This is a genomic window from Croceicoccus bisphenolivorans, assembly GCF_001634625.1.
In the GTDB taxonomy this organism is placed as follows: domain Bacteria; phylum Pseudomonadota; class Alphaproteobacteria; order Sphingomonadales; family Sphingomonadaceae; genus Croceicoccus; species Croceicoccus bisphenolivorans.
The window spans coordinates 321,252-344,509 of record NZ_LRSE01000001.1 but is presented as its reverse complement, the minus strand read 5'-3'; the positions used below and the strand labels follow the sequence as shown (position 1 = coordinate 344,509).

Sequence of the window (23,258 nt, the reverse complement as noted above, 5' to 3'; positions counted from 1 at the left end):
AATGGACGACTTTTACGCCGCCGTTGACAGCATCGTCGGATTGCCGATCGACGAGCTGCAGTCGATCATTCGCGACATTCCCAAGCCGGTGATTGCACGGATCAACGGTTTCGCGATTGGCGGCGGCAACGTGTTCGCCACGCTTTGCGATCTTTCGATCATGTCGGACACAGCCAAGCTGGGACAGGTCGGGCCGAAAGTCGGTTCGGTTGACGCCGGTTGGGGCACCGCGTTTCTGGCCCGCCATGTCGGCGACAAGAAAGCACGCGAGATCTGGTATCTAAACCTGCAGTATACTGCCCAGGAAGCGCTCGAGATGGGTCTTGTCAACAAAGTCGTTCCGCATGACGAACTAGACGCGGCAGTCGACGAGTGGACGCAGATCATCGGGGAGCGTTCGCCGACCGCGCTGGCGCTGGCCAAGCGTTCGTTCAATGCTGACAGCGACAATATTCGCGGCATCTCGATGCTCGCGCTCAATTCGGTGAAGCTCTATTACGATACCGACGAGTCCAAGGAGGGTATGAAAGCCTTTAACGAGCGGCGCACGCCCGATTTCCACGCCTACGTGAAGTAGGCAACGGAGGCAGGTCGCAAAAAGAATGCCCGCACCCCTTCGCCTCGGCAAAGGTGATCTGGCTGCTGTCCTGCCGCCGGGAATGCACGTCTACGTGTCTTCCTGTGCGGCGGAGAGCGACCTGCTATTAAGCGAGGTGGAGCTGGCGGGTGTCGCTCTCGGAAAGGCCAGGTTTTCCGGCATCTTTGTTGCGGGGCTGAACAAGGGAACCTGGAACGCGGGGTCGCAAAGCGCGATCGTTACGTTCTTCCAGACACCTGAGATCAGGGCAGAGGGGCCGCGCGGGACATTTTTGCCGCTTTGCTATCAGGATATCGTTCGCTGGTATGCTTCAAATCCGCCCGATGTGGTGATGGTTATGCTGACACCACCCGATGCGAACGGCCTGTGCAGCTTCGGGGTCGATGCGGGTTTCGGTCCGGATCTATGGCGCAATGCAAAGTTCTGCATCGCGCACATCAATCCGGCGATGCCGCGTGCGGCGGACGGACCGGCGATCCCCTTTGCGGACCTGACCGCATTCTTCGAAGAGGAACAACCGCTGCGCACAATGGCCAGTGGCGGAAGTGACGCAATATCCGATGCGATCGCCCGGAATGTGGCAGACTTCGTTGAGGACGGAATGACCATCCAGGTTGGCCTCGGCAAGCTGCCTGATGCGGTGCTGGATCGGCTGCATGACAGGCGGCGTATGAAGATCCACTCGGGGCTTGGCGGAGACGGCGTCTTGCGACTTGTCAGGTCCGGAGCGGTCGCAGCCGACACGCCGGCGGTGATAGGCTCGGCAATTGGCAGCGCGGAACTTTATGCCGCGCTGTCCGAGCCGGCGTTCGCCATGCGTCCGGTATCGGTCACTCACGATCCGGCGGCGCTGGCGAACACGGCTCGGCTGGTTACGATCAATTCGGTCATGAGCGTCGATCTGTTCGGACAGGGATATGCCGAGGCGTCTTCGCGCGGGTTCCTTTCCGGCCCCGGCGGAGCCAGCGATTTCGCGCGCGGGGCGAGGGTGGGTAAGGACGGATTGCGCATCGTCGCGCTGCCCTCGACCGCAAAGGGACAGGGCCGCATCGTACCGCCGCGAGATGCCTTTGGTCCGGTCTCGCTCTCGCGGTTCGATATCGATGTGGTTGTGACGGAACATGGAGCGGCAGACTTGCGCGGGAAAAGTCATGACGGGCGTGCCCGTGAACTGATCGCGGTGGCATCGCCCTTGCATCGCGACGCATTGGAACAAGCCTGGGCCGAAACAGCCCGTACAATATGAATGGGAGAGGGCGGATGGCCCGAAAAAAGACGATCATCAGCTGCGCCGTTACCGGCTCTATACACACGCCTTCAATGTCGCCTTACCTGCCGATTACCCCGCAAGAGATCGCCGAAAGCGCGCTTGGCGCGGCCCAGGCGGGCGCCGCGATCGTCCACTTGCATGCCCGCGATCCGGCAACCGGCAAGCCGGTGCACGAGCCGCAGGATTTCGATCCTTTTCTCAAGGTAATCAAGCAATCGAGCAACGTCGTGGTGAACATCACCACCGGCGCATCGCCCTATATGCCGGTCGAATACCGGGTGAAGCCTGCAGAAACATGGCAGCCGGAAGTCGCCAGCCTGAACATGGGTTCGATGAATTTCGGCCTTTTCCCGATGCTGAAGCGCGACAGGGAGTGGAAGCACGATTGGGAGCCGGAGATGCTGGAGGCGAGCCACGACCTTGTTTTCCGCAACAGCTTCAGGGATATCCGCTACGCCCTCGACACATTGAACAAGACCGGCACGCGCTACGAGTTCGAGTGTTACGACACCAGCCACCTGTACAATCTGCATTACTTCTGGCGCGAAGGGCTGGTTGAGGGGCCCTTGTTCATCCAGACCTGCTTCGGCCTGCTGGGCGGCATCGGCGCGCATCCGGAAGACGTGATGCACATGAAGCGCACTGCGGACCGCCTGTTCGGTGAGGATTATGAATGGTCGGTTCTCGCGGCGGGCGCCAACCAGATGCCGGTGGCTGCGATGGCGGCCAGCATGGGCGGGCATGTGCGTGTCGGACTCGAAGACAGCCTCTGGCTGGGCAAGGGGCAACTGGCTGAAACCAATGCCGCGCAAGTGATCAAGGTGCGCCAGATTCTCGAAAGCCTGGGTTGCGAGATCGCGACGCCCGATGATGCGCGCCAGATCCTCTCTCTTAAGGGCGGCGACAAGGTCGCCTTCTGAATTCACCGATCAATTGCTGGACGCGAAAGCCGAAACATGATTTCGATACCCACCGACCTTACCCAGTTCCGCGTAGACTTGCACGACAATGGCATCGTCCATCTTGTCTTCGACTGCCCGGACCGGACGATGAACGTCTTTTCAAACAAGGCGATCCATGAATTGGGAGCGTTTGCCGAGTGGCTGCATCGGACCGACGTGAAAGGCGTGGTGGTCCGTTCCGGCAAGGACAACGGGTTTTGTGCTGGCGCAGACCTTACCGAACTGGGCGTTGCTTACGAGATGATCGTCGCCGCGCCGGAAGCCGATCGGTTTGATATCGCGTTCAATCATTTTTTCCCGCTCAGCCATGCTATCCGGCGCCTTGAAACCGCGTGCAAGCCGGTCGCGGCGGCAATCGCGGGGGTGGCGCTTGGCGGAGGGTGCGAGCTTGCGCTTGGCGCACACTATCGCGTGCTGGGCGACACTCCTCGTGCAATGTTGGGACTGCCGGAGTGTCAGGTCGGCCTTTTGCCCGGCGCCGGCGGAACGCAGAGGATGCCGCGTCTGGTGGGCGTGGAGGCTGGCTTGGAGGTGCTGCTTCAAGGAAGGACATTTGCCGGACAGGCCGCGCTGGAGGCCGGGCTGGTGCATGAAGTGGTGGCGCCCGGCGACGAAGTCTCCGCCGCTGAGGCATGGCTGCTTTCCAATACTGCGCATTCCGTCCAGCCTTGGGATGGGGCAGGCGCGGTGCCGATGTCGCATCGCGATTACGCTTCGGTAATCGAGGCCCACCGCGCGCGCGAACTGTCCCGCATGCTCGGGCATGAGCCTGCCCCAATTGCGATACTCGATTGCGTGGAGCTAGGTATGATGCAGCCGCTCGACGGGGCGATCCGGTCCGAGATGTCGGTCTTCGCCAGCCTCATCCAGCGGGCCGAACCACGCAACATGATCCGCGCCATGTTCCTCGGCAAGCAGGCACATGACCGGATGGTAAAACAGGGCTCACTTCCTGCCGCCGTGACCGACGCGCAGGCGGCCATCGAAGAGGCCGTCGCCGCAGCACTGGAATCCCAACCCCGTCTGGCTCTCGCCGGGTTCGGCGCAGGCGCGGACCCCGTGCAGAACCGCGTCGGACAGGGCCTGTGGTTGAACACGCAACCTGAATTGCTGAACGCCCTGGCTGCACCGGCTGCCGTGGCCGCGAAGGTCGTCCGCGGTCTGGACGATGGTTCGGTTCTGGTGCTTGATCATCTCGTTTGCCGTGACGGTATCGTCCCGGCCTATTTCGGCGGCGCTAGCCAACTGGCGCGCCACGCGTCCTGATCTGTTTGTGAGCAGTATGTTGGAATGAAAGTCCTCACGCCCGTGAATGCGTGGGTGACGCGCCCATCGATTAGACCGGACGTCCATGAACGCCGTGCACTGTTCATGAAAAGTAGGTCCGCGCTTGCCTTCAAGGCCCTTCAGACTAGAAGTCGCGGCGCAAGCAGCAAGGGAAAATCCACGCGATGGCCAAACGCTACTGGCTGATGAAGTCCGAACCCGATGTCTATTCCTACGACGACCTCGTAGCCGAAGGGGAAGGGACGTGGGACGGCGTTCGCAACCATCGCGCCAAGAACAACCTTGCCGCGATGAAGAAGGGCGAACAGGCGTTTTTCTACCACTCCAACATCGGGCTCGAGATCGTCGGCGTGATCGAGATCAGTGAGGCGGGCATCACCGACCCGACGGACGAGACCGGCAAGTGGGCCGCGGTGAAGGTGAAGCCTGTTCGCAAGCTGGAGCATCCCGTCACGTTGAAGCACGTGAAGGCGACGCCCGATCTTTCGGAAATGGAACTGGTGAAACAATCGCGCCTGTCGGTCAGCGAAGTCATGCCGGACGAATGGAAAAAAATCCTGTCGATGGCGAAAAAGGGCTGAGCAATCCGGCGATTGCGGTTTGCTGCGCAAGGCGATGGTTAACCCGCCTGTCCCGTTGCGGGGCGCATGGCGCAATGGCCCTTGGATAGCGTTGTAAAGGCCGATAGTTAAGGAACGGTTAGCGCCGCAGGGGCGTTGGTTTGGTGTTCGATCGCCACCAGCAGACAGAGCCTTGAAACCATGCAGAACGCAGCCGTCATTCTTCCGGACCAGCCGACCCGCCGCCCGTTTCGCGCCGCTGTGCTACGCCGCCCGACGTTTGGCCGTCGCCGGTTCGTCGCGCTGAAAGACGAAGGGGAACCCCGTTCGGGCTGGAAACTAACGATGCAGGATGCGCGCGATTTCCTGATGGCCTATTCGGCCTGCCTGCTTGCCGTAATGGGCTTTATTGCCTGACTGCCTATTCGGCTGGAACAAGCTCCAGTTCGGCGCGGTAGAGGATCCACCCCAGCCACGCCGACACGATACACATCGCCGCCGCCAGCAAGAGCTGATCGACGATGGAAACGCCAAGGCCGGTCAGCCCCATGGCCACCAGCGCACCGCCCGCCATCGCGGCGGAATTGACGATATTATTGGCCGCCACGGTGCGTGCAGTCTGCGACTTGTCGACCACGGTGGTGAGGAACGCATAGAGCGGCACGACGAACATGCCGCCCGCAATCGCAATGCCCAGCAGGCAGACAAGCAGCGGTATGGCCAGTGGCAGCTTCACGAATTCCATGACCGAGTAGAGCCCCACGTGCGGGACCCATGCCTTGCACACAAGGTGGAAGGCCACGACGAAAAGGCCCATGACGACAACGGAGACAGGGGCATGGCGGGCCGATACGTCGCCTTTCAAAAGGACGTTGATCGACATCGACCCGATCGCCACGCCGATGGAAAAGACCACGAGAAACAGGCTTGCCACGGCCTTGTCAGCAGTCAGCACGTTCTTGGCCAGTGGCGGAAATTCGATGAACAGGATCGCGCCGATGGTCCAAAAAAAGCTGATCGCAAGGATTGCGTAGAAGACGCGCTTGTCCTCCATCGTGGCGCGCACGACCTTGCAGGACGAGCGGAGGATATTGAAGTCGACTTTCTCTCCCACCGCCTGCGCCGGGGCGGGGGGCACCTGCCGTCCGGTGAAATAGCCGATCACGGCGGTCACCATGACGATTGCCGCGGCAACCTCCACCGAAATGAAACCGGCCAAGATCGTGCCGGCAAGAATGGCAAGATAAGTCCCAGCCTCCACCAGTCCCGTGCCTGAGAGCACTTCGTGTTTTTCCAGATGCTGCGGCAGGATCGCGTACTTGATCGGGCCGAAAAAGGTGGAATGGGCGCCAAGACCGGTCAGCGCCACCAGCATCAGCGGAATGGCAAGCGTGGTCACCATCATGCCCTGCCATGCCAGCAGCAGCCCTGCGGCGCCGATGGTCATGATACCGATTTCCGCCAGCTTCACGATGCGGATGATCGCCGCCTTGTCGCGCATGTCGGCCAGCTGGCCCGACAGCGCCGACAGCAGTACATAGGGTATCGTGAACAGCCCCGATGCGATGGCGGAGAATTTCGCTTCCTCCGCAGTCGAGGAGTACACCGAGTACACCACGAACAGCACCATCGCGTTCTTATAGAGATTGTCGTTGAACGCGCCCAGCATCTGGGTCGCGAACACGGGCAGGAAGCGCCGACGCGCGAGGAGGTGGGTCGATGTCGTCATACGTGCCCGGTGCCAACGTCCTTAAAGGGAAAGGCCTGCGGCACAACCCCCGGCAGCGCTTTTGCCCAGTTGCGGCTCATGCCTGCTTTTGCCGTCACGCGTTTCACGCTATGCGCCTTTATGGGCCAAAGCTTGAGATAATGCTGACACTTCCGAACCTTCTGACAATGTCGCGGATATTCGCGGTACCACTGCTGGTATTCCTGTTGTGGTGGCCGGGTTGGCAAATGGGTCACCTGATCGCTTTCGCGCTTTACTGTGTCGCCGGTATTACCGACTACTTCGACGGCATGCTGGCCCGTTCAAGCGGTAGGGTCAGCCGTCTTGGCATCTTCCTCGATCCCATCGCCGACAAGATCATGGTCGCCGCCGTCATCCTTGTGCTGGTGCACACGGGGATCATTTCGTGGCTGCATGTCCTTGCCGCTCTTGTCATCCTTCTCAGGGAGATAATGGTTTCCGGCCTTCGGGAGTTCCTTGCGGGCGTGCAGGTTTCGGTTCCGGTGTCGAAACTGGCCAAGTGGAAGACGACGTTCCAGATGGTGTCGCTGGGCGCGTTGATCCTGTCGGGTGCCTTTCCGCAGGCACAGTTCGTCTATCAGGTGGGCATCGGCTCGCTCTGGGCGGCGGCAGTGCTGACGGTGCTGACCGGCTGGGATTACCTGCGCATCGGTCTGCGCCATATGGATTGATTGCGGCTCAGCCCGCTCTGCGCAAGGTGACCATCCGGGCGTAGTCGCGACAGGGGCTGGCCATGACGAGGCTCAGGCCGCGACGTTGGCAGCAATCCTGCGCCGCCGTGAACAGGTCCGCGCGCGGCGTGACATGGAACCTCGCCAGCCATGCCCGAAGCAGCGCGCCCGTCCATTGCGGCAGGCGTTTCTGCTGTCCGAAGTCGACGACGTGGAGCGATCCGCCCGGTGCGAGCATTCCGGCCGCATGGTCAAGCGCGCGAGTCCAGTCGGGGATCATCGACAGGGTATAGGACATGACGATGCTGTCGAATTCCCCGCGCCCGAACACGCGGTCGGGATCGAACGCCGTCGCATCGCCAAGACCTAGTGCATAGCGCCGTCCCGTGCGGTCCATCCGCTTGCGGGCGGAAACCAGCATTTCGGCCGAGATGTCGAGACCGTGGAGGCTGGCCGCGGGATAGCGGTTGCCGATCAGTTCGAGGTTGCGCGCAGTGCCGCACCCTATTTCGAGCACGTGGCCGCCATCCGGCACGGCAAGTTCGCGAATCAACCTGTCCCGACCCAGCAGGTAGTATTTACGCGTCAGATCGTAGAAATGGCGCTGCACGCGGTACATCGTATCCATCTGGCGCGCGTGCGCCAGCGAGGCGCGGTCTGCCGTGTCGATACCGTCCATCTCAGCCGCGCCGGACATAGAGATGCGTCGCGCCGTAGATGGCCGAACGGTCCTGCGCGGAAAGTTCGCGCGAGCGGTCTTCCTGATAATCCCACAGCGCCAGCAGCGCGGGATCGAGCCTGCCCGGCAGTAGCGAGGGTTCGGCGGCAGTGCGGAACAGGACGCGCGCACCGGGCCGTGCGGTGCGGCAAACCTGGCTCCACAATGCGTTGAGCTGGGCATCGGTCATCCAGTCCTGCGCATCGAGGAACAGGTAGCAGTCGATCCCCTGTGCATCCTGCGCGCCCAGAAAGTCCGTCATGTTCGCCTGTTGCACCGAGATGCGCGCGATCCGCTCTTTCAGCGCAGCATGGTTTTCGCGTTGCAGGTAGGGCGGAAGGCTCGCCTTGTCCGCAGGCTCGTAGCCGCGCGAAAAAGCCTGCCATGCGAAGTAGTTGTCGGCAAAGGCGAAGTCGCAGGTCAGCTTCTCCAGCCGCTCGCGAAGCACGTCTGCCATCGCCCGCCCGCCGGACAGCTTGGCATATTGGGCAGGCGGAATGCCGAGGCCGAACAGCGATGCCTTCTGCCCCGTCAGCCAGCGGACGAGCGGACGGTCGAACAGCGGCAGCACGCGGGTTTCGAACAAGTGGCGCTGTTCGGCAATGTCGCGTGCTTCGAGCAGGCGGCGCGGGTCCTCGCCGTGAATACGGGCAAGGAAATGGGCAAGGCCGATGAAAGTGCCCAACAGCCCCTGCCGATAGAAATTCCGCCCGAAGTGATGGATGCGCCTGCGGCCGGACAGGTCGCGCGATTCCCAATAGCCCCGTGTCGCATCGTCAAGACGGGGCGCGAGATAGGCGTGGTATGCCGCCACGTTGGCGCGGGTGTTGGCGCCGGCGAAAAAGGCATGGAAATGCTCGTAATCCGGCAGGTACAGCACGGCGGCATGCTTCAGCCGGTTGAGCGCCACGTGTGCCGCGTTGAGATCGACCGCCATGACTTGCGCCGGATCGGCGGTGAGGTAGCTGAGCGCATTGCATCCGCCGCTGGCGATCGTGACGATGCGGTCGTCGGGGCCGATGTCCAGCCCGGCTATGTCGGCCACCGGGTCTTCCCAGATCTGCGGATAGACAAGGCCGCGAAACAGGAAGGCGAACGCGCGTTCGAGCAGCGCCTCCTTGCCCGATGCAGCGCTGACGGCAGCGGCTTCGACAAGCGTGCCGCGCGCCGGAGCCACGGTCGATTCGATAGACATATCTCGTTCCCCCGGACGCATGATGCGACCGTCCGGTGACCGCGATAGTGCGGCTTCGTGAAACGCCCGTGGCGGAAATGCGACCGTTCTGTCGCAAAACAAAAGGGGCGCCGCAAACGGGCGCCCCTTCGAAAAATGTTGTCGGACCGTGTCACAGCTGGCCGAGCATGTGCTCCGCGCTCGACACCTCGAACTGGCCGGCTTCCTCGACGTTCAGCTCGACGACCTTGCCGTCGTCAACAACCGCCGACCAGCGCTGGCCGCGCTGGCCAAGGCCGAAGCCCGAACCGTCCATGGTAAGGCCCAGCGCCTGCGCCATGTCGCCGTTGCCGTCGGCCAGCATCGTGATCGCGTCGGAACCGTCGCGGTCCTTCCATGCCTGCATGACGAAGGGATCGTTGACTGCGGTGCAGGCGATCTCGTCGATGCCCTTGGCCTTCAGTTCGTCCGCCTTTGCGACGAAACCGGGCAGGTGTTTGGCCGAACAGGTCGGGGTGAAGGCACCGGGCACCGAGAACAGAGCCACTTTCTTGCCAGCGAAATATTCGCCCGACTGGACCTTTTCCGGCCCTTCGCTCGTCGCCTTGACCAGCGTCACCTCGGGAAGGGGATCTCCCACCTTGATCGTCATATTGAATCGTCCTTTCAGCCAGCGGATTTGTCGCCGGTGCCAGACATAGGACCGCCATTTCGCGCTGCAAGGAGGTATGGGCGGATAAGACGATGATCCGTGGTTAATTTCCTTTTACTGCTGGGGTTTAACTTTCGGTAAACAATTTGCGGGATGCTCAATGACATCGAGGGCCAGGCCGTGATCGCGGCCATTGTCGGTCCGGCAAAGGTCGGGAGCATCGAAATGGGGACTTTGGGAAAGATCATCGCGGCGGCGGCGTCAGCCGGCATGGTCGCGGGCGCAGTGGTGCCGGCACGGGCCGCAGCCAGCGATTACGTCAGCGCGGAAAAGCTGCGCAAGCTGGACATCATGCTGATGGTCACGGCGCTGCGTTGCCGCCACGGGGGCGACAATTTCCAGCGCGACTACGAAAAGTTCTCGATCAAGCACAACGTCGCGCTGCAAGGTGCGGCAAAATCGCTGCAGGCATCCTATACCGGCAAGTACGGTGCGAAGGGCGCCAAGCGCCAGCTCGACAAGATCAGCGTTTCGATGGCCAACCAGTACGGTCAGGGCCACCCCTGGCTGGAATGCGCGGAATTGAAGCAGGTAACCCACGATCTCGCCGCGGATCGTGACAGCAGCCGGCTCCTGGCGGTTGCGGACCAGTTGCTTGCCAATAGCCGGCCCGCAAAGTTCGCCATGTCCCGATAAGGGCAGGGCGGACAAGTGACCGGACCGGTACCGTACACGCGAGGGTACCGACGAACAGGGGACGCACCCGGATCGCCAGCCGGGTGTTGATGACCGAGGCCGCAAGGCAGATATAAAGTTTTCTTTATATTTGCCCTCGGGACGGAGAGCGGGTAGAGGCCGGTGCAGTCTGGGCTTCTGCCCGCTTTTCGTATTTCCGCCGGGCGCAAGGCGCGCGGCACAGTAGTTTTCAGGAGCTGTTCCCTTGGCCACTGCCACTATCGAGAACGACTACGTCATCGCCGATATTGCCCTTGCCGATTATGGCCGCAAGGAAATCGCGATCGCCGAAACCGAAATGCCCGGCCTCATGGCGCTGCGCGAGGAATATGGCGCGGCGCAGCCGCTGAAGGGCGCGCGCATCACCGGTTCGTTGCATATGACGATCCAAACCGCCGTGCTGATCGAAACGCTGGTGGCGCTGGGTGCAGAGGTTCGCTGGGCGACCTGCAACATCTTTTCGACGCAGGACCATGCTGCTGCTGCCATCGCGGCGCAGGGCATTCCCGTCTTCGCGATCAAGGGCGAGAGCCTTGCCGATTACTGGGACTACGTCGGCCGCATCTTCGATTGGGACGAGGGTAATGGCGAAACCGCCAACATGATCCTCGACGATGGCGGCGATGCCACGATGTTCGCGCTGTGGGGCGCACGGCTTGAGGCGGGCGACGAACTGCCCGAACCGACCAATGCCGAGGAGATCGAGTTCCAGCGCGCGCTGAAAGCGTTCGTGAAGGCGAAGCCCGGCTACCTGATGAAGTCGGTTGCCAACATCCGCGGCGTTTCGGAGGAAACGACGACCGGCGTTCACCGCCTTTACCACATCGCGAAGGGCGGCAAGCTGCCTTTCCCCGCGATCAATGTGAACGATTCGGTGACCAAGTCGAAGTTCGACAACCTCTATGGTTGCAAGGAATCACTGGTCGACGCGATCCGCCGCGCGACCGACGTGATGCTGGCCGGCAAAGTGGCCTGCGTTGCCGGTTTCGGCGACGTCGGCAAGGGCAGTGCCGATTCGCTTCGCAACGGCGGCGCGCGCGTGATGGTGACGGAAATCGACCCGATTTGCGCGCTTCAGGCCGCGATGGAGGGTTATGAAGTCGTCACGATGGAGGAAGCGGTTGAACGCTGCGACATCTTCGTGACCGCCACCGGCAACGAGGGTGTGATCACCGGCGAGCACATGAAAGCGATGAAGAACATGGCCATCGTGTGCAACATCGGCCACTTCGATTCCGAGATCCAGATCAGCGCGCTCGACAACTACGACTGGAACGAGGTGAAGCCGGGTACCGATCTGGTCACGATGCCGGACGGCAAGCAGATCATCGTTCTGGCCAAGGGCCGGCTCGTGAACTTGGGCTGCGCCACCGGTCACCCCAGCTTTGTGATGTCGTCCAGCTTCACCAACCAGACGCTGGCCCAGATCGAGCTGTTCACGAAGGCGGACCAGTACGACAATTCGGTCCACATCCTGCCCAAGCATCTGGACGAGAAGGTGGCCGCGCTGCACCTCGACAAGCTGGGCGTGAAGCTGACCACGCTGTCCCAGCGGCAGGCCGATTACATCGGCGTGCCGGTCGAAGGGCCGTTCAAGCCCGAACACTATCGCTACTAAGGTCACGCCGTAATTCCGTCCATGCCGGGCTGCGAATGGCACTCGTGCGTACTTCCGGTGCTCACGTACCGGAAGTACGCTGCGCTCCGGGTCACGCGCGAGCACCATTCTCGCCTCGCCCTGAACAAAATTCCGACATGACCCCGTCAAACGGTTCAATTCACGGTTTTCCCCGTCGCTTCGGGGGCGGGGCTGTTGTCACGCGGCGCGCTAGGGCATAGCCAAGTCCCATGGGAACCTGGTGGGGCGAAGAGTCGATTGCGATCGGCATACCGGCACTGGTGCTGCTGGGCCTTATAATGGCCTGCTGGACCGCTGCGGCCGCGTGGACGCTGTTCATCGCCCGACGCCGCAACCTGACATCCCGCAAGGACCGGATGCGCCTGCTGCGCATGGTTCGCATGATGGACGAGGCGCCTGCGCTATCCCTGTTGGTGCGCGGCGATGGCCGGATCGAGGGGACGGAACGGATCGCCAGCTGGTTCGGTCTCGAAACCGTGCCGAAGACGATCCAAGAACTGGCCGGAACCGACCGGCGCGGCGTTCCTCCCGAAGAGATCGAGAAGCTGTGGCAGCAGTGCCGCCGCACGCTTAAGTCCGCCGCGCCTTTCCGGCTGACCCTGCATCCGCACGGGCAGGGGCATTCGCTTTCCGTTGCCGGACACCTTGCCGATCCGCAGATCGCGCGCGGCGGTGCAGTGCTCGTCTGGATCATTGATTCCAGCGACAGCGCGAACGAGATTGCGCGCCTGACCGATGTTGCGGCGAAGGCGCAGGCCGATTTCTCCGCGCTCGTCGGCCTGATCGAGGCGGCCCCTGTCCCGATGTGGTTTCGCGGACCGGACGGGCGCATCCGCCTGGTCAACAGTGCCTATGTCGCGGCCGTGGGCGGGGAAACGGCGGAAGATGTCGTTGCCGCCAATACCGAACTGGTCGAGCCGGTGGACGGGGTCAGCCCGTCGGAAGTGGCGCACCAGGCGCGCGACAGCGGCCATTCGATCGAACGCAACGTCATGGTCACCATCGATGGCGAACGGCGCGCCTTCAGCGTCAGCGACCTGCCGGTCGGCAACGAGGGCATTGCCGGCTATGCCATCGATGTCGAGAACATGGAGCAGCTGAACCGCGAATACCGCGCGTTCCGTGCCGCCCAGCGCGCCTTGCTGGACCAGCTTTCCTCCGGCGTTGCGCAGTTTGATCCGCAGCGCAACCTGATCTTCGTGAACCTGCCGATGCAGCGCCTGTTTCGCCTGCCCGCCAGCATCGGGCAGGACGCGATGCCGCTTGCCGAGGTGCTGAATTACATGCGCGATGCGGGCCGCCTTCCCGAAACGCGCGATTTCCCCGCATGGCGGCGGGAGAAAGAGGCGTGGTTCACCGCGTCCGGCGCGAATGACGAGGAGTGGGTCCTGCCCGACGGAACCCATCTGCGCATCGTCGCCCAGCCGATGCCCGATGGCGGGTTGATGATGATCGTCGAGGACCGGACCGAACAGCTGCAACTGGCCAGTGCCCGCGACACGCTGCTGCGGGTGCGCACGGCGACGCTCGATTCGCTGTTCGAGGGGCTGGCCGTGCTGGCGCCTGACGGAAGGCTGCAGCTGTGGAACCGCCGTTTCGCTGCCGAATGGGCGCTGTCGGAAGAATTCCTTGGCAGCCATCCGCATATCGACACCCTGCTCGATGCCCTGCGCCCGCAACTGGCTACGCCCAAGGATGCCAGCCGGATCGGCATGGTGATCGAGGCGGCGACCTTGCGCCGCGAACAGACGGGCGGGCGGGTCAGCCTGTCCGACGGGCGCACGCTGGCGCTGATGGGCATGCCGCTGCCCGATGGCAACGGGATGCTGACCAGCCTAGACATTACCGACAGCCAGAAGGCGGAGGCCGCGCTGCTTGAACGCAACCAGGCGTTGATAGAGGCGGACGCGGTGAAGACCCGCTTCCTTGCCAACATGAGCTACGAATTCCGCACGCCGCTCACTTCCATCACCGGCTTTGCCGAGATGTTGCGCGATGGCGTGGCCGGCGATCTTTCCGATACGGCGCGCGAATACCTGGCCGCGATCCTCGATTCGACCGCACGCCTGTCCGACCAGATCGAATCGGTGCTGGACCTGACGCAGAGCGAGGCGGGCCTGCTGCCGCTGGCGCGCGAGGTGATCGAGATCATGCCGCTGATGACCCGCATCGTGCAGGACCGGGCAACCCAGATCGAGACTGCGGGGCTTACGCTGAACCTGCGCGGCGATCGCAGTTCCGGCACGGTGGAGGGCGATCCGCGCCGTCTTTCCCGCGCGCTGGGCAATGTGCTCGACAATGCCATCGCCTCCAGCCCGCGCGGGTCGCGGGTGAACGTCGACTTGCGCCGCCGCCGTGACGGGGCGCATATCCTGATCCACTACCAGTTGGGGGCAGAGGGGGCAGAGGCGGAACTGGCGCGCCAGAATGCCGGGCTTGGCCTGCCGCTCGCCCGCGAGCTGATCGAGGCGCATGACGGTTCGATCGAATTCATGAGTCACGCTAACAACGGCGTGACCGCGACGATCCGTCTGCCGTGAGCGCAGCGCGCACGATCAAGCTTGCCGACGAGCGGGCGACGGCCGCGCTGGGCCAAAGCATCGCACGCCTTTTGCGCGCGGGCGATGTCGTCGCGCTGTCGGGCGGATTGGGGGCGGGAAAGACGACGCTGGCCCGCGCCATCATCGCGGCACTTGGGCATGAAGGCGAAGTTCCGTCGCCCACGTTCGCCATCGTGCAGACATACGATCCGCCTGATGTTTCCCTGCCGCTGGTCCATGCCGATTTCTACCGGCTGGAAGATCCGTCGGAGGCGGAGGAGCTGGGTCTGGACGATTATCGCGATGGCGCGGCGCTGATTGCGGAGTGGCCCGAACAGGCGGGCGGTTTCGCGCATGAGGCAGGCTGCATCTCCATCACGCTGGAAACGGCGGAAACAGGACGCTTGGCCGTTGTCGAGGCGGGTGCGGATTGGCTAGACCGGATGCCATGAGCAACGCGCCCGTTTCAGACACTGCCCCCCCGCATGCCCGCCCGTTCCTTGCCGCCGCCGGCTGGGGCGACGCGGCGATAGAGCCGCTGGCAGGCGACGCATCGTTCCGCCGCTATTTCCGCGTGCGCCGCGCCGACGGGGCCTGCGCCATGCTGATGGACGCGCCGCCACCGAACGAGGATCCGCAGCCGTTCCTGACCGCGGCACATTACCTGCTGGATCACGGCTTCCGCGCGCCGCAGGTTCTGGCGGAGGATGCGGCGCAAGGCCTCGTCTTGCTGGAGGATTTCGGGCATCGCCGGATGCGCGATCATCTTGACGTTGCGCCCGATGACGAAACGCCGGTCTATCGCGATGCCGTGTCGGTACTGGCCAGGCTGCACCGCGCGCCCGCCGGTCCGTTCCGGCCCTACGACCTCAACGAATACCTGCGTGAGGCGAAGCTGTTCACCGAATGGTTCTGCGTCGCGCACGGCCTTGCCGTCGACGATGCGGGGTTCGAGGTGGCTTGGCGCGAAGTGATGGCGCCGGTGCTGGAAAGCCAGCGCGACGGCGTGACCGTGCTGCGCGACTATCACGCGGAAAACATCATGCTGCTGGAAAACGGCGGAGAGTGGGAAGCGTTCGGACAGGGGCTGCTGGATTTCCAGGACGCGTTGGTGGGCCATCCCGCCTACGATCTCGTGTCGTTGCTGCAGGATGCGCGGCGCGATGTCGATCCGGCGCTGGAAGCAGAAATGCTGCGCCACTACCTGCAGCATGTCGATGACGACGAGGCGTTTCTTGCCGACTATGCCCGGCTGGGTGCGCAGCGCAATGCCAAGATCGTGGGCATTTTCGTGCGGCTTTCGCGGCGCGACGGTAAGGACCGCTACCTCGATCTCATCCCGCGCGTGTGGGAATTGATGGAGCGTGATCTGGCGCATCCGGCGCTGGCGCCCGTCGCCCGCTGGATGGAGGCGAACATTCCAGGCGAATTGCGCACCGCGCGCGGGAAGACTGCCGCGTGAGCAGGCTTGGACAGGAACCGCTGGCCAGTGATACCGCAATGGTCATGGCCGCAGGACTGGGCAAACGGATGCGGCCGCTGACCGTCAGCCGCCCCAAACCGATGGTGAAAGTCTGCGGGAAGCCGCTGCTGGACCATGCGCTGGACAAGCTGGCCGCTGCGGGCGTGGCGAACGCGGTGGTCAATGTTCACTACCTTGCCGACGCGATCGAGGCGCACGTGAAGCTGCGGCAAAGCCCGCAAGTCGTCGTGTCTGACGAGCGTGAAATGCTGCTGGAAACCGGCGGTGGGCTGGTCAAGGCTCGGGAACAGCTGGGCGACACGTTCTTCTGCCTCAATTCCGATGCCATGTGGCTGGATGGCCCGCGTGACGTGTTCCGCCAGCTTTCCATCGCGTGGGATCCGGACAAGATGGATGCGCTGCTGCTGCTGGTTCCGCACCAGCGGGCGCACAATTATCGCGGGAAGGGGGATTTCCATCTCGACCCGCTGGGCCGCATCAGCCGCCGCAAGTCCGGCAGGGTTGCGCCCTTCGTGTTCAGCGGCATACAGCTGTGTTCCTCGCGCCTGCTCCGCGATCCGCCGGAAGAAGCGAAGTTCAGTACGAACCACTTCTGGTCGCGGGCGATAGAGGAAGGGCGGCTTTACGGCACGATCCACCTTGGCGAATGGATAGAGATCGGCCAGCCCGAACACATCGCCCCTGCCGAAGACCTGTTTTCGCGTGTCTGAGGGCACGCGGCTTTCCCTCTATTCGATCGCTGCCCACCGCGGGTTCGCCGATGCCCTCGTAGCGGGGCTGATCCCGCGTTACGCCGAGGATCGCTTCGGCCTTGCGCGGCTGACCCTGCTGCTGCCCAGCCAGCGTGCGGTTCGCACCGTAACCGAAGCGTTCGTGCGCCTTTCGGGTGATGGCCTGCTGCTGCCGCGCATGGCGGTGATCGGCGACATCGATCTGGACGAGACGCTGGGCCCGCTGCTCGATCCGATCGGGGAAGGCGCGGACGTTCCTCCGGCTGCGGACCAGACCCGCCGTTGGCTCACTCTTGCCGCGATGCTGCGGCAGGCGATGCAGGCCGAAGGCTTGCGTGTGCCATCCACCGCCGCGCTGCTGCGCCAGTCGCGAGAGATCGCGCGAACGATGGACCGCCTGCTGGTGGAGGATATCGATCCAGACGACCTGATGCGCGAACGCGTGATCGGCATTGTCGGCGATCTTTCGGCGCACTGGGAAAAGAACCTGCGCCTGTTCATGCTGGTGCAGCGCATGTGGCTTGCCGAACTCGCCTCGCGCGGTCAGGTCGATGCCCCCGCGCGGCGCAACGCGCTGTTCGACCATGCCGCCCGTCGCTGGCGCGAAAGCCCGCCAGCGCATCCCGTCGTCGCAGCGGGTGTAACGTCTGCCAGCCCCGCCATCGCCCGCCTGCTGCGCGTGATTGCCGGCATGCCCGATGGCGCGGTGATCCTGCCCGATCTCGATCTTGCTCTGGAAGAAGAGGTTTGGGCCGCGCTCGGCTCTGCCGGACATGGCGAGACACCGGACGATCCGCCGCTGGGGCCGGGCGATGCGGTGACCCATCCGCAATATCACCTGAAGCTGCTGCTCAACCGCATGGGCGTGAACCGCAGCGAGGTGTGGCCATGGCACCGCCGCGGCCTTGGCGCAGCCCCGCCCGAACGCAGCAAGGCGATTTCGAACCTGTTTCTGCCGCCGGAACAAAGCGCATCGTGGGTCGACCTGCCGGCCGGCAAGCGAAGGCTCTCCGGCGTGCGGATCATGGAAACCGCGCATCCGGAGGAGGAAGCGCAGGCCATCGCCGTGCTGATCCGGGAGGTGCTGGACGTGCCGGAAAAGCGTATTGCCCTCGTCACGCCGGATCGCGGACTGGCGGGACGGGTCATCGCGCACCTTCGCGCATGGAACGTGGTTGCCGACGATTCGGCGGGCACCCCGCTGCCGCAGACGGTGGCGGGGCGCATGTTTCTGTTGCTGGGCGAAGTGCTGGGCACGCGCGCCGCGCCGATCCCGTTTCTTGGCGCCCTGGCCCATCCGCTGGCGGGCAGTGGTGACGGCCGCGCCAACTGGCTGGAACAGGTCCGCAAGCTCGACCTTGCGTTACGCGGGCCAAGGCTGGACGCGGGGCTGGACCCGCTGGGCAAAGTCGCGATGGAGCGTGCCCGCAAACGCGATGACAGTGCCCTTGCGCAGTGGTGGCAGGATGTGGAGGCCGCGCTGGCTCCGCTCGCCACGCTGGGAGAGGGGGAAACGGTGGATCTTGCCGCCGTGCTCGATGCCCTTGTCACGGCGGGCGAAGCGCTATGCGGAACCGCGATCTGGGCCGAAGCGGACGGGCGCGCGCTGGCATCTTTCGTCGAAGACTTGCGAGAAGCGGCGCAAGCCGAACCGACGGTGCTGGACCCTGCCGAACTGCCCGCGATGCTGCGCGATGCGATGGACCAGCAATCGGTTCGTCCGCCGTGGGGCGGGCACCCGCGCATCGCGATCTACGGCTTGATCGAGGCGCGGATGAGCCGGGCCGATCTCGTCATCTGCGGCGGGCTGACCGAGGGATCGTGGCCCGCACCTGCGTCAACCGATCCGCTGGTCGCGCCCGCCGTCCTGCGCGCGCTGGGCGTGCCGGGCGGCGACTTTCGCATCGGGCTTGCCGCGCACGATCTTGCCGCCGCACTCGGCGCGCCGGAAGTCGTGCTCAGCCACGCAAGGCGCGATGCATCCGGTCCTGTCATCGCCAGCCGCTTCGTCCTGCGGGTAAAGGCGATGCTGGGCGACCAGTTCGACAGCCACGTGGAAGCAGAAGCGCCCAAGCTTGCCGCCGCTATGAACGAGGCTGCGCCCGCGCCTGCCTATCCCCAGCCCAAACCGATGCCGGGGGCCGATCAGCGCAAGGTCGACATCAGCGCCACCGCGCTCGACCGGCTGCGATCCGACCCCTACCAGTTCTATGCCAGTCACATTCTGCGGCTGCGCAGGCTGGATGCCATCGACGAGGAGCCGACCCCTGCGTGGAAGGGCACGACGGTCCACGCCATCCTGCAGGAATGGAGCGACAAGTTCCAATGCGCGCCGGGCACTCTGCTGCCGCTGGCGGCGGGGATGCTTTCGGACCTGTCGGGTCACCCCTTCATGCGGGGCCTGTGGCAACCGCGGCTGATGGCGGCGCTGGAATGGGTGGAGGCGGAACAGGCCGCACTGATTGCCGGGGCGCGCGAAGTGCTGCTGGTCGAAAAATCCGGCGCGATGCAGTTCGACGGCGTGAAGATTACCGCCAAGGCCGACCGGATAGACCGCCTGCCCGACGGAACGCTGGCCATCGTCGATTACAAGACCGGCGGCGCGCCCAGCGCGGCCATGGTGGAGCAAGGCTTCACGCTGCAACTGGGGACGACGGGCCTGATCGCGGAACACGGCGGGTTTGAGGGTGTGTCGGGCACGCCGACGCATTTCGAATACTGGTCGCTGGCGCGGGGCAAGGACGGTTTCGGCTATCGTACAGAGCCTGTGAAGGAAGGCCGCAAGACCAGCGGCATCCCGCGCGAGGATTTCCTGCCCGAAAGCGCGCGCTTCCTAACCGATGCCATCGACAAGTGGATCGTGGGCAGCGAGCCGTTCACTGCGCGGCTCAATCCCGATCTTGGCGGTTACAACGATTACGACCAGCTTATGCGGCTGGACGAATGGCAGGGCCGTTCCGAAGACGGTGATGGGGCATGAGCGCGAAAGTCTATCCGCTCAAGGACCGGCAAGCCGATGCCGTCGATCCGCGCGACACCGTGTGGCTGTCGGCCAGCGCGGGCACGGGCAAGACACAGGTGCTGTCGGCCCGCGTATTGCGGCTGCTGCTTCAGCCGGATGTAGAGCCTTCGCAGATCCTGTGCCTGACCTTTACCAAGGCGGGCGCGGCCGAAATGGCGACCCGCGTGAACGACGTGCTGGCCGGTTGGGTTCGTGCCGATGACGTTTCGCTCGCGGCGGACCTCCGCGCGATCGGTGCGGCATTCGATCCCGATACGGTGGCCCGCGCCCGCACGCGTTTTGCCGCCGTTCTCGACTGCCCCGGCGGCGGACTGCGGATCGAGACGATCCACGCCTTTTCGCAATGGCTCCTTTCCGCCTTCCCGCTGGAGGCAGGTCTGGTGCCCGGTACGCGCCCGATGGAAGACCGCGACCGCGAGATCCTGCTGCGCGAAACGCTGTCCGAATTGCTGCTCGATGCCGAACGTTCCGGCGATACCGCACTGACCGACGCGCTTGCCATGCTGTCCCTGCGCACCGACCAGTCGGGCGTCGAACGCTTCCTGATGGCCTGCGCCGAAGCGCGCGCCGCATGGGAAGGGCCGGGCGCGTGGCAGCCGCCGCTGCTGCCACGGGTAAACCGCTTGCTGGGGCTGTCGCCCGATCACTCTCAGGCGGAGGTGGAAAAGCTCTGCTCCGACGCGGCATTCGACGTGCAATCCCTGCGCCGCTGCCTTGAGGCGCAGCAGGCATGGGGCACGGCGACCGCGAGGAAGTTCGAGGAAGTGGTCGCGGCATGGCTGGCATCGGATCCCGCCGCGCGGCTGGCGGCGATAGATGACTTGCGCGGCGTGCTTTTCACCCAGAAGGGCGACATCAAATCGCTGAAGAGTGTCGAGAAGCACTTGCCCGACTATGCCGACTATGCCGCCCGTGTCGGGGCCGCGCTCGGCGAGGTGGAGACAGCGCGCAACCTTGGCGAACTGGCGCTCTGGCTTGCGCCCGCGCTGACGCTGGGCCGCGCCTTCGCACTGCGCTGGGCGGAGGCGAAATCGCGTGAAGGCTTGGTCGATTTCGACGACCAGATCTTTCAGGCCGCGCAGTTGCTCAAGCGGTCCGAGATGGCGGACTGGATCCGTTACAAGCTCGACCGCCGGTTCGACCATATCCTGATCGACGAGGCGCAGGATACGAATGCGGCGCAGTGGGACGTTATCGACGCGCTGAGCGAGGAGTTCTTCGCCGGCGAAGGCGCGCGCGGAGACCGGCTGCGGACGCTGTTCGTGGTGGGCGATTACAAGCAGGCGATCTTCCGTTTCCAGGGAACCAGCCCCGAAAATTTCGAGGCGGCGAGGCAGCGCGTGAAGGCGCGGATCGACGAAGCGCGGGAGAACATCGGGTTCCAGCGCGGCGACCGGTCGATCAGGCCGCTGCGCGAATACGGGCTTGGCCGCAGTTATCGCACTGCACAGCCGGTGCTGGATTTCGTGGACGAGGCGATCGCACATCTCTCCCCCGCGGCATTCGGGCTGAAGACCCCGCCAGAACCGCATGTCGGGGAAGATCGTCCCGGACAGGTCGTGCTGTGGCGCGCGGTGGGCAGCCTGCCGGAGGATGATGACGAGCCGGAAGACGAACAGTCATGGCTATCCCGACCGGACAGGCGCGTGGCGGACAATATCGCGGAGCAGGTGCGCCGCTGGATTACCGGCGGTTTCCCGCTGGCCAAGGGCGGCGTGCGCAATGCGCAGGCGGGCGACATCATGGTGCTGGTGCGCAAGCGCAAGGAGCTCGCCGGTCTGATCGTCGCGCGGCTCCATGCTAAGGGCGTGCCGGTTGCGGGGGTGGACCGGTTGCGGCTGGGCGCGCCGCTGGCGGTGCGCGACCTGATGGCAGGGATGCGTTTTGCCGCGCAGCCTTATGACGATCTGGCGCTCGCCTGCCTGCTCACATCCCCGCTGATCGGCTGGACGCAGGAAGACCTGCTGGAACACGGCTATCGCGATCCGAAAACCGCGCGGCGCGTGACACTTTGGGATCACCTGCGCCGTGCGACCGGCGATTTTCCGCGCGCGACGGTGACGAAACTGCTCGACCTGCTGGCCCGCGCCGATTTCACGCCGCCGCAGGCATTGCTGCACTGGATGCTTGTCGGCCCATGGCATGGGCGCAAGCGGCTGGTGGCGCGGCTGGGCAAGGAAGCGAACGATCCGATCGACGAACTGCTGAATGCGGCACTGGCGTTCAGCGCGACGAACACGCCCAGCCTTGCCGGCTTCATCCGCTGGTTCGATGTGGGCGAGGGCGAGTTGAAGCGTGAAGCAGAGCAGCAGGGCGGGCTGGTCCGCGTGATGACCGTGCACGGGTCGAAGGGGTTGCAGGCCCCGATCGTCATCCTTGCCGATGCCGCCGACGATCCCGACAGGTCGCCCCCGCGCACGCTGGAACTGGAAGAACCGGGCGATGCGGCGCTGGGCTTTGCCGCGCGCAGCCTGCCGATGCCGGGTTTGCGGAAGCACGAGACGCTGGGCCGGCTGGCCGAGGCGAAGGATGCCGTCAAACGGGCCGAGGACGAGGAGCACTGGCGCTTGCTGTACGTTGCGATGACGCGGGCCGAAGAAGCGCTGTTCGTGGCAGGCGCGCTGCCGGCGAAGAAGACCGAGGCACCGGAAAAGAGCTGGTACGCAGCGCTGGAGCCCCTCTTCGCGGACGGCTGGCTGGAAGACACGGTCTGGGGTGCGGCCAAGTCGCGCGGAAACGCGGCGCAGGCAGAGCCGGGGATGCCCAAGGGCGCAGCGCAGACGGTTCTACCGCTGGTGCCCGCATGGCTGACGCAGCCGGTGGGCGAAGAACCGCGCCCGCCGCGCCCGCTCGCCCCGTCATCGCTAGGAGAGCACGAGGCACCCGATCCGCCGCTGCCGCCCGGTACGGGGATAGAGGCTGCGCGGCGCGGCGTGCTGATCCACCGCTTGCTTGAACGCCTACCCGAACTGGCCGCGGATCGGCGCCGAGAAGCGGCGCTGAAGTGGCTGGCGAAGCAGGCGCAGGATCTTGATGCGGCGATCCGTGAGGAAATGGCTGCGGCTGCCGTGGCCACGCTGGCCGATCCGCAATTCGCCGAAGTGTTCGGGCCGGAGGCCCTGGCCGAAGTGCCGATTGCCGCAGTTGTCGGCGGACAGGTAGTGGCGGGCACGATCGACCGGCTGTGCCTGCCTGCGGACATATCGGCCCCGATCCGCATCGTCGATTTCAAGACCGCGCGCCGCCCGCCCGAAACGCTGGATGCGGTGCCCGCCGCCTATATCCGGCAAATGGCTGCCTATGCCTGCGCGCTGGAGGCGATCCATCCGGGCCGGATCGTCGAATGCGCCTTGCTCTATACCCACGCGCCGCGCCTGTTCATGCTGCCGGATGCAATGCTCGGCCCCGAAAAGGCGCGGTTACGGGGTGGCTAGAAATCCTTCGCCGCCGCGCTCATTGCGAATGC

General features: G+C 64.3%; 19 protein-coding genes. 15 read left to right on the top strand and 4 right to left on the bottom strand.

From position 1 onward, the window contains the following. From A7A77_RS01580 to A7A77_RS01555, 6 genes are all read left to right on the top strand, one after another. Positions 1–577 (top strand): enoyl-CoA hydratase-related protein (locus tag A7A77_RS01580; RefSeq protein WP_066552490.1); only part of this gene is annotated, 577 nt, incomplete at its 5' end. 25 nt (positions 578–602) lie between these two features. Then, positions 603–1,844, top strand: coding sequence for an acetyl-CoA hydrolase/transferase family protein (locus tag A7A77_RS01575; protein ID WP_082835819.1), 1,242 nt, complete (start codon positions 603–605; stop codon positions 1,842–1,844). A 14-nt stretch (positions 1,845–1,858) separates the two neighbouring features. After that, positions 1,859–2,788 carry a 3,5-dioxohexanoate:acetyl-CoA acetone transferase gene (gene kce, locus A7A77_RS01570; RefSeq protein ID WP_156500299.1) on the top strand — a complete coding sequence of 310 codons (930 nt, stop codon included), beginning with the start codon at positions 1,859–1,861 and terminating at the stop codon, positions 2,786–2,788. A 36-nt stretch (positions 2,789–2,824) separates the two neighbouring features. Beyond that, a complete protein-coding gene (locus A7A77_RS01565; RefSeq protein WP_066552483.1) occupies positions 2,825–4,096 on the top strand; it encodes an enoyl-CoA hydratase-related protein in 1,272 nt (423 codons plus the stop codon). Positions 4,097–4,281: 185 nt separating this feature from the next. Then, positions 4,282–4,698: an EVE domain-containing protein gene (locus tag A7A77_RS01560; RefSeq protein ID WP_066552481.1), complete on the top strand. Its 417-nt coding sequence runs from the start codon at positions 4,282–4,284 to the stop codon at positions 4,696–4,698. A 180-nt stretch (positions 4,699–4,878) separates the two neighbouring features. Next, the gene (locus tag A7A77_RS01555) at positions 4,879–5,094 is read left to right on the top strand and encodes a hypothetical protein (protein ID WP_066552479.1); all 216 of its coding nucleotides are present in this window, start codon (positions 4,879–4,881) and stop codon (positions 5,092–5,094) included. A 4-nt stretch (positions 5,095–5,098) separates the two neighbouring features. Here A7A77_RS01555 and A7A77_RS01550 read toward each other — a convergent pair whose 3' ends face one another. Continuing rightward, positions 5,099–6,406, bottom strand: a complete 1,308-nt coding sequence (locus A7A77_RS01550) for an MFS transporter (protein WP_066552477.1) — start codon at positions 6,404–6,406, stop codon at positions 5,099–5,101. Between the two features lie 140 nt (positions 6,407–6,546). Between A7A77_RS01550 and pgsA the strand changes: the two genes are divergently transcribed. Then, positions 6,547–7,098, top strand: a complete 552-nt coding sequence (pgsA, locus tag A7A77_RS01545) for a CDP-diacylglycerol--glycerol-3-phosphate 3-phosphatidyltransferase (protein ID WP_066552592.1) — start codon at positions 6,547–6,549, stop codon at positions 7,096–7,098. Positions 7,099–7,105: 7 nt separating this feature from the next. Here pgsA and A7A77_RS01540 read toward each other — a convergent pair whose 3' ends face one another. From A7A77_RS01540 to A7A77_RS01530, 3 genes are all read right to left on the bottom strand, one after another. Beyond that, positions 7,106–7,795 (bottom strand): class I SAM-dependent methyltransferase, encoded by a 690-nt coding sequence (locus tag A7A77_RS01540; protein ID WP_245638352.1) that lies wholly within the window; start codon positions 7,793–7,795, stop codon positions 7,106–7,108. Continuing rightward, a complete protein-coding gene (locus A7A77_RS01535; protein ID WP_082835818.1) occupies positions 7,779–9,011 on the bottom strand; it encodes a BtaA family protein in 1,233 nt (410 codons plus the stop codon). The genes A7A77_RS01540 and A7A77_RS01535 overlap by 17 nt, the downstream gene beginning before the upstream one ends. 151 nt (positions 9,012–9,162) lie before the next feature. Then, complete coding sequence (locus A7A77_RS01530; protein ID WP_066552475.1) at positions 9,163–9,642, bottom strand: peroxiredoxin; 480 nt, start codon at positions 9,640–9,642, stop codon at positions 9,163–9,165. Positions 9,643–9,795: 153 nt separating this feature from the next. On the opposite strand from A7A77_RS01530, the gene A7A77_RS01525 reads away from it, so the two are divergent. The 8 genes from A7A77_RS01525 to addA all read left to right on the top strand — a co-directional run bounded on the left by A7A77_RS01525 (position 9,796) and on the right by addA (position 23,226). After that, the gene (locus A7A77_RS01525; RefSeq protein ID WP_156500297.1) at positions 9,796–10,338 is read left to right on the top strand and encodes an S-adenosyl-L-homocysteine hydrolase; all 543 of its coding nucleotides are present in this window, start codon (positions 9,796–9,798) and stop codon (positions 10,336–10,338) included. Positions 10,339–10,582: 244 nt separating this feature from the next. Further along, complete coding sequence (gene ahcY / locus A7A77_RS01520; RefSeq protein ID WP_066552473.1) at positions 10,583–11,995, top strand: adenosylhomocysteinase; 1,413 nt, start codon at positions 10,583–10,585, stop codon at positions 11,993–11,995. A gap of 230 nt (positions 11,996–12,225) precedes the next feature. Beyond that, positions 12,226–14,556, top strand: a complete 2,331-nt coding sequence (locus A7A77_RS01515) for a sensor histidine kinase (protein WP_066552471.1) — start codon at positions 12,226–12,228, stop codon at positions 14,554–14,556. After that, positions 14,553–15,008, top strand: a complete 456-nt coding sequence (tsaE, locus tag A7A77_RS01510; RefSeq protein WP_156500295.1) for a tRNA (adenosine(37)-N6)-threonylcarbamoyltransferase complex ATPase subunit type 1 TsaE — start codon at positions 14,553–14,555, stop codon at positions 15,006–15,008. The genes A7A77_RS01515 and tsaE overlap by 4 nt, the downstream gene beginning before the upstream one ends. After that, positions 15,005–16,018: an aminoglycoside phosphotransferase family protein gene (locus A7A77_RS01505; protein WP_066552469.1), complete on the top strand. Its 1,014-nt coding sequence runs from the start codon at positions 15,005–15,007 to the stop codon at positions 16,016–16,018. Before tsaE ends, A7A77_RS01505 begins: the two co-directional genes overlap by 4 nt. A gap of 38 nt (positions 16,019–16,056) precedes the next feature. Further along, the gene (locus tag A7A77_RS01500) at positions 16,057–16,749 is read left to right on the top strand and encodes a nucleotidyltransferase family protein (RefSeq protein ID WP_066552577.1); all 693 of its coding nucleotides are present in this window, start codon (positions 16,057–16,059) and stop codon (positions 16,747–16,749) included. Continuing rightward, the gene (gene addB, locus A7A77_RS01495) at positions 16,742–19,750 is read left to right on the top strand and encodes a double-strand break repair protein AddB (protein ID WP_066552467.1); all 3,009 of its coding nucleotides are present in this window, start codon (positions 16,742–16,744) and stop codon (positions 19,748–19,750) included. Before A7A77_RS01500 ends, addB begins: the two co-directional genes overlap by 8 nt. Next, positions 19,747–23,226, top strand: a complete 3,480-nt coding sequence (gene addA / locus A7A77_RS01490; RefSeq protein WP_066552465.1) for a double-strand break repair helicase AddA — start codon at positions 19,747–19,749, stop codon at positions 23,224–23,226. Before addB ends, addA begins: the two co-directional genes overlap by 4 nt. Positions 23,227–23,258 lie beyond the last annotated feature (32 nt).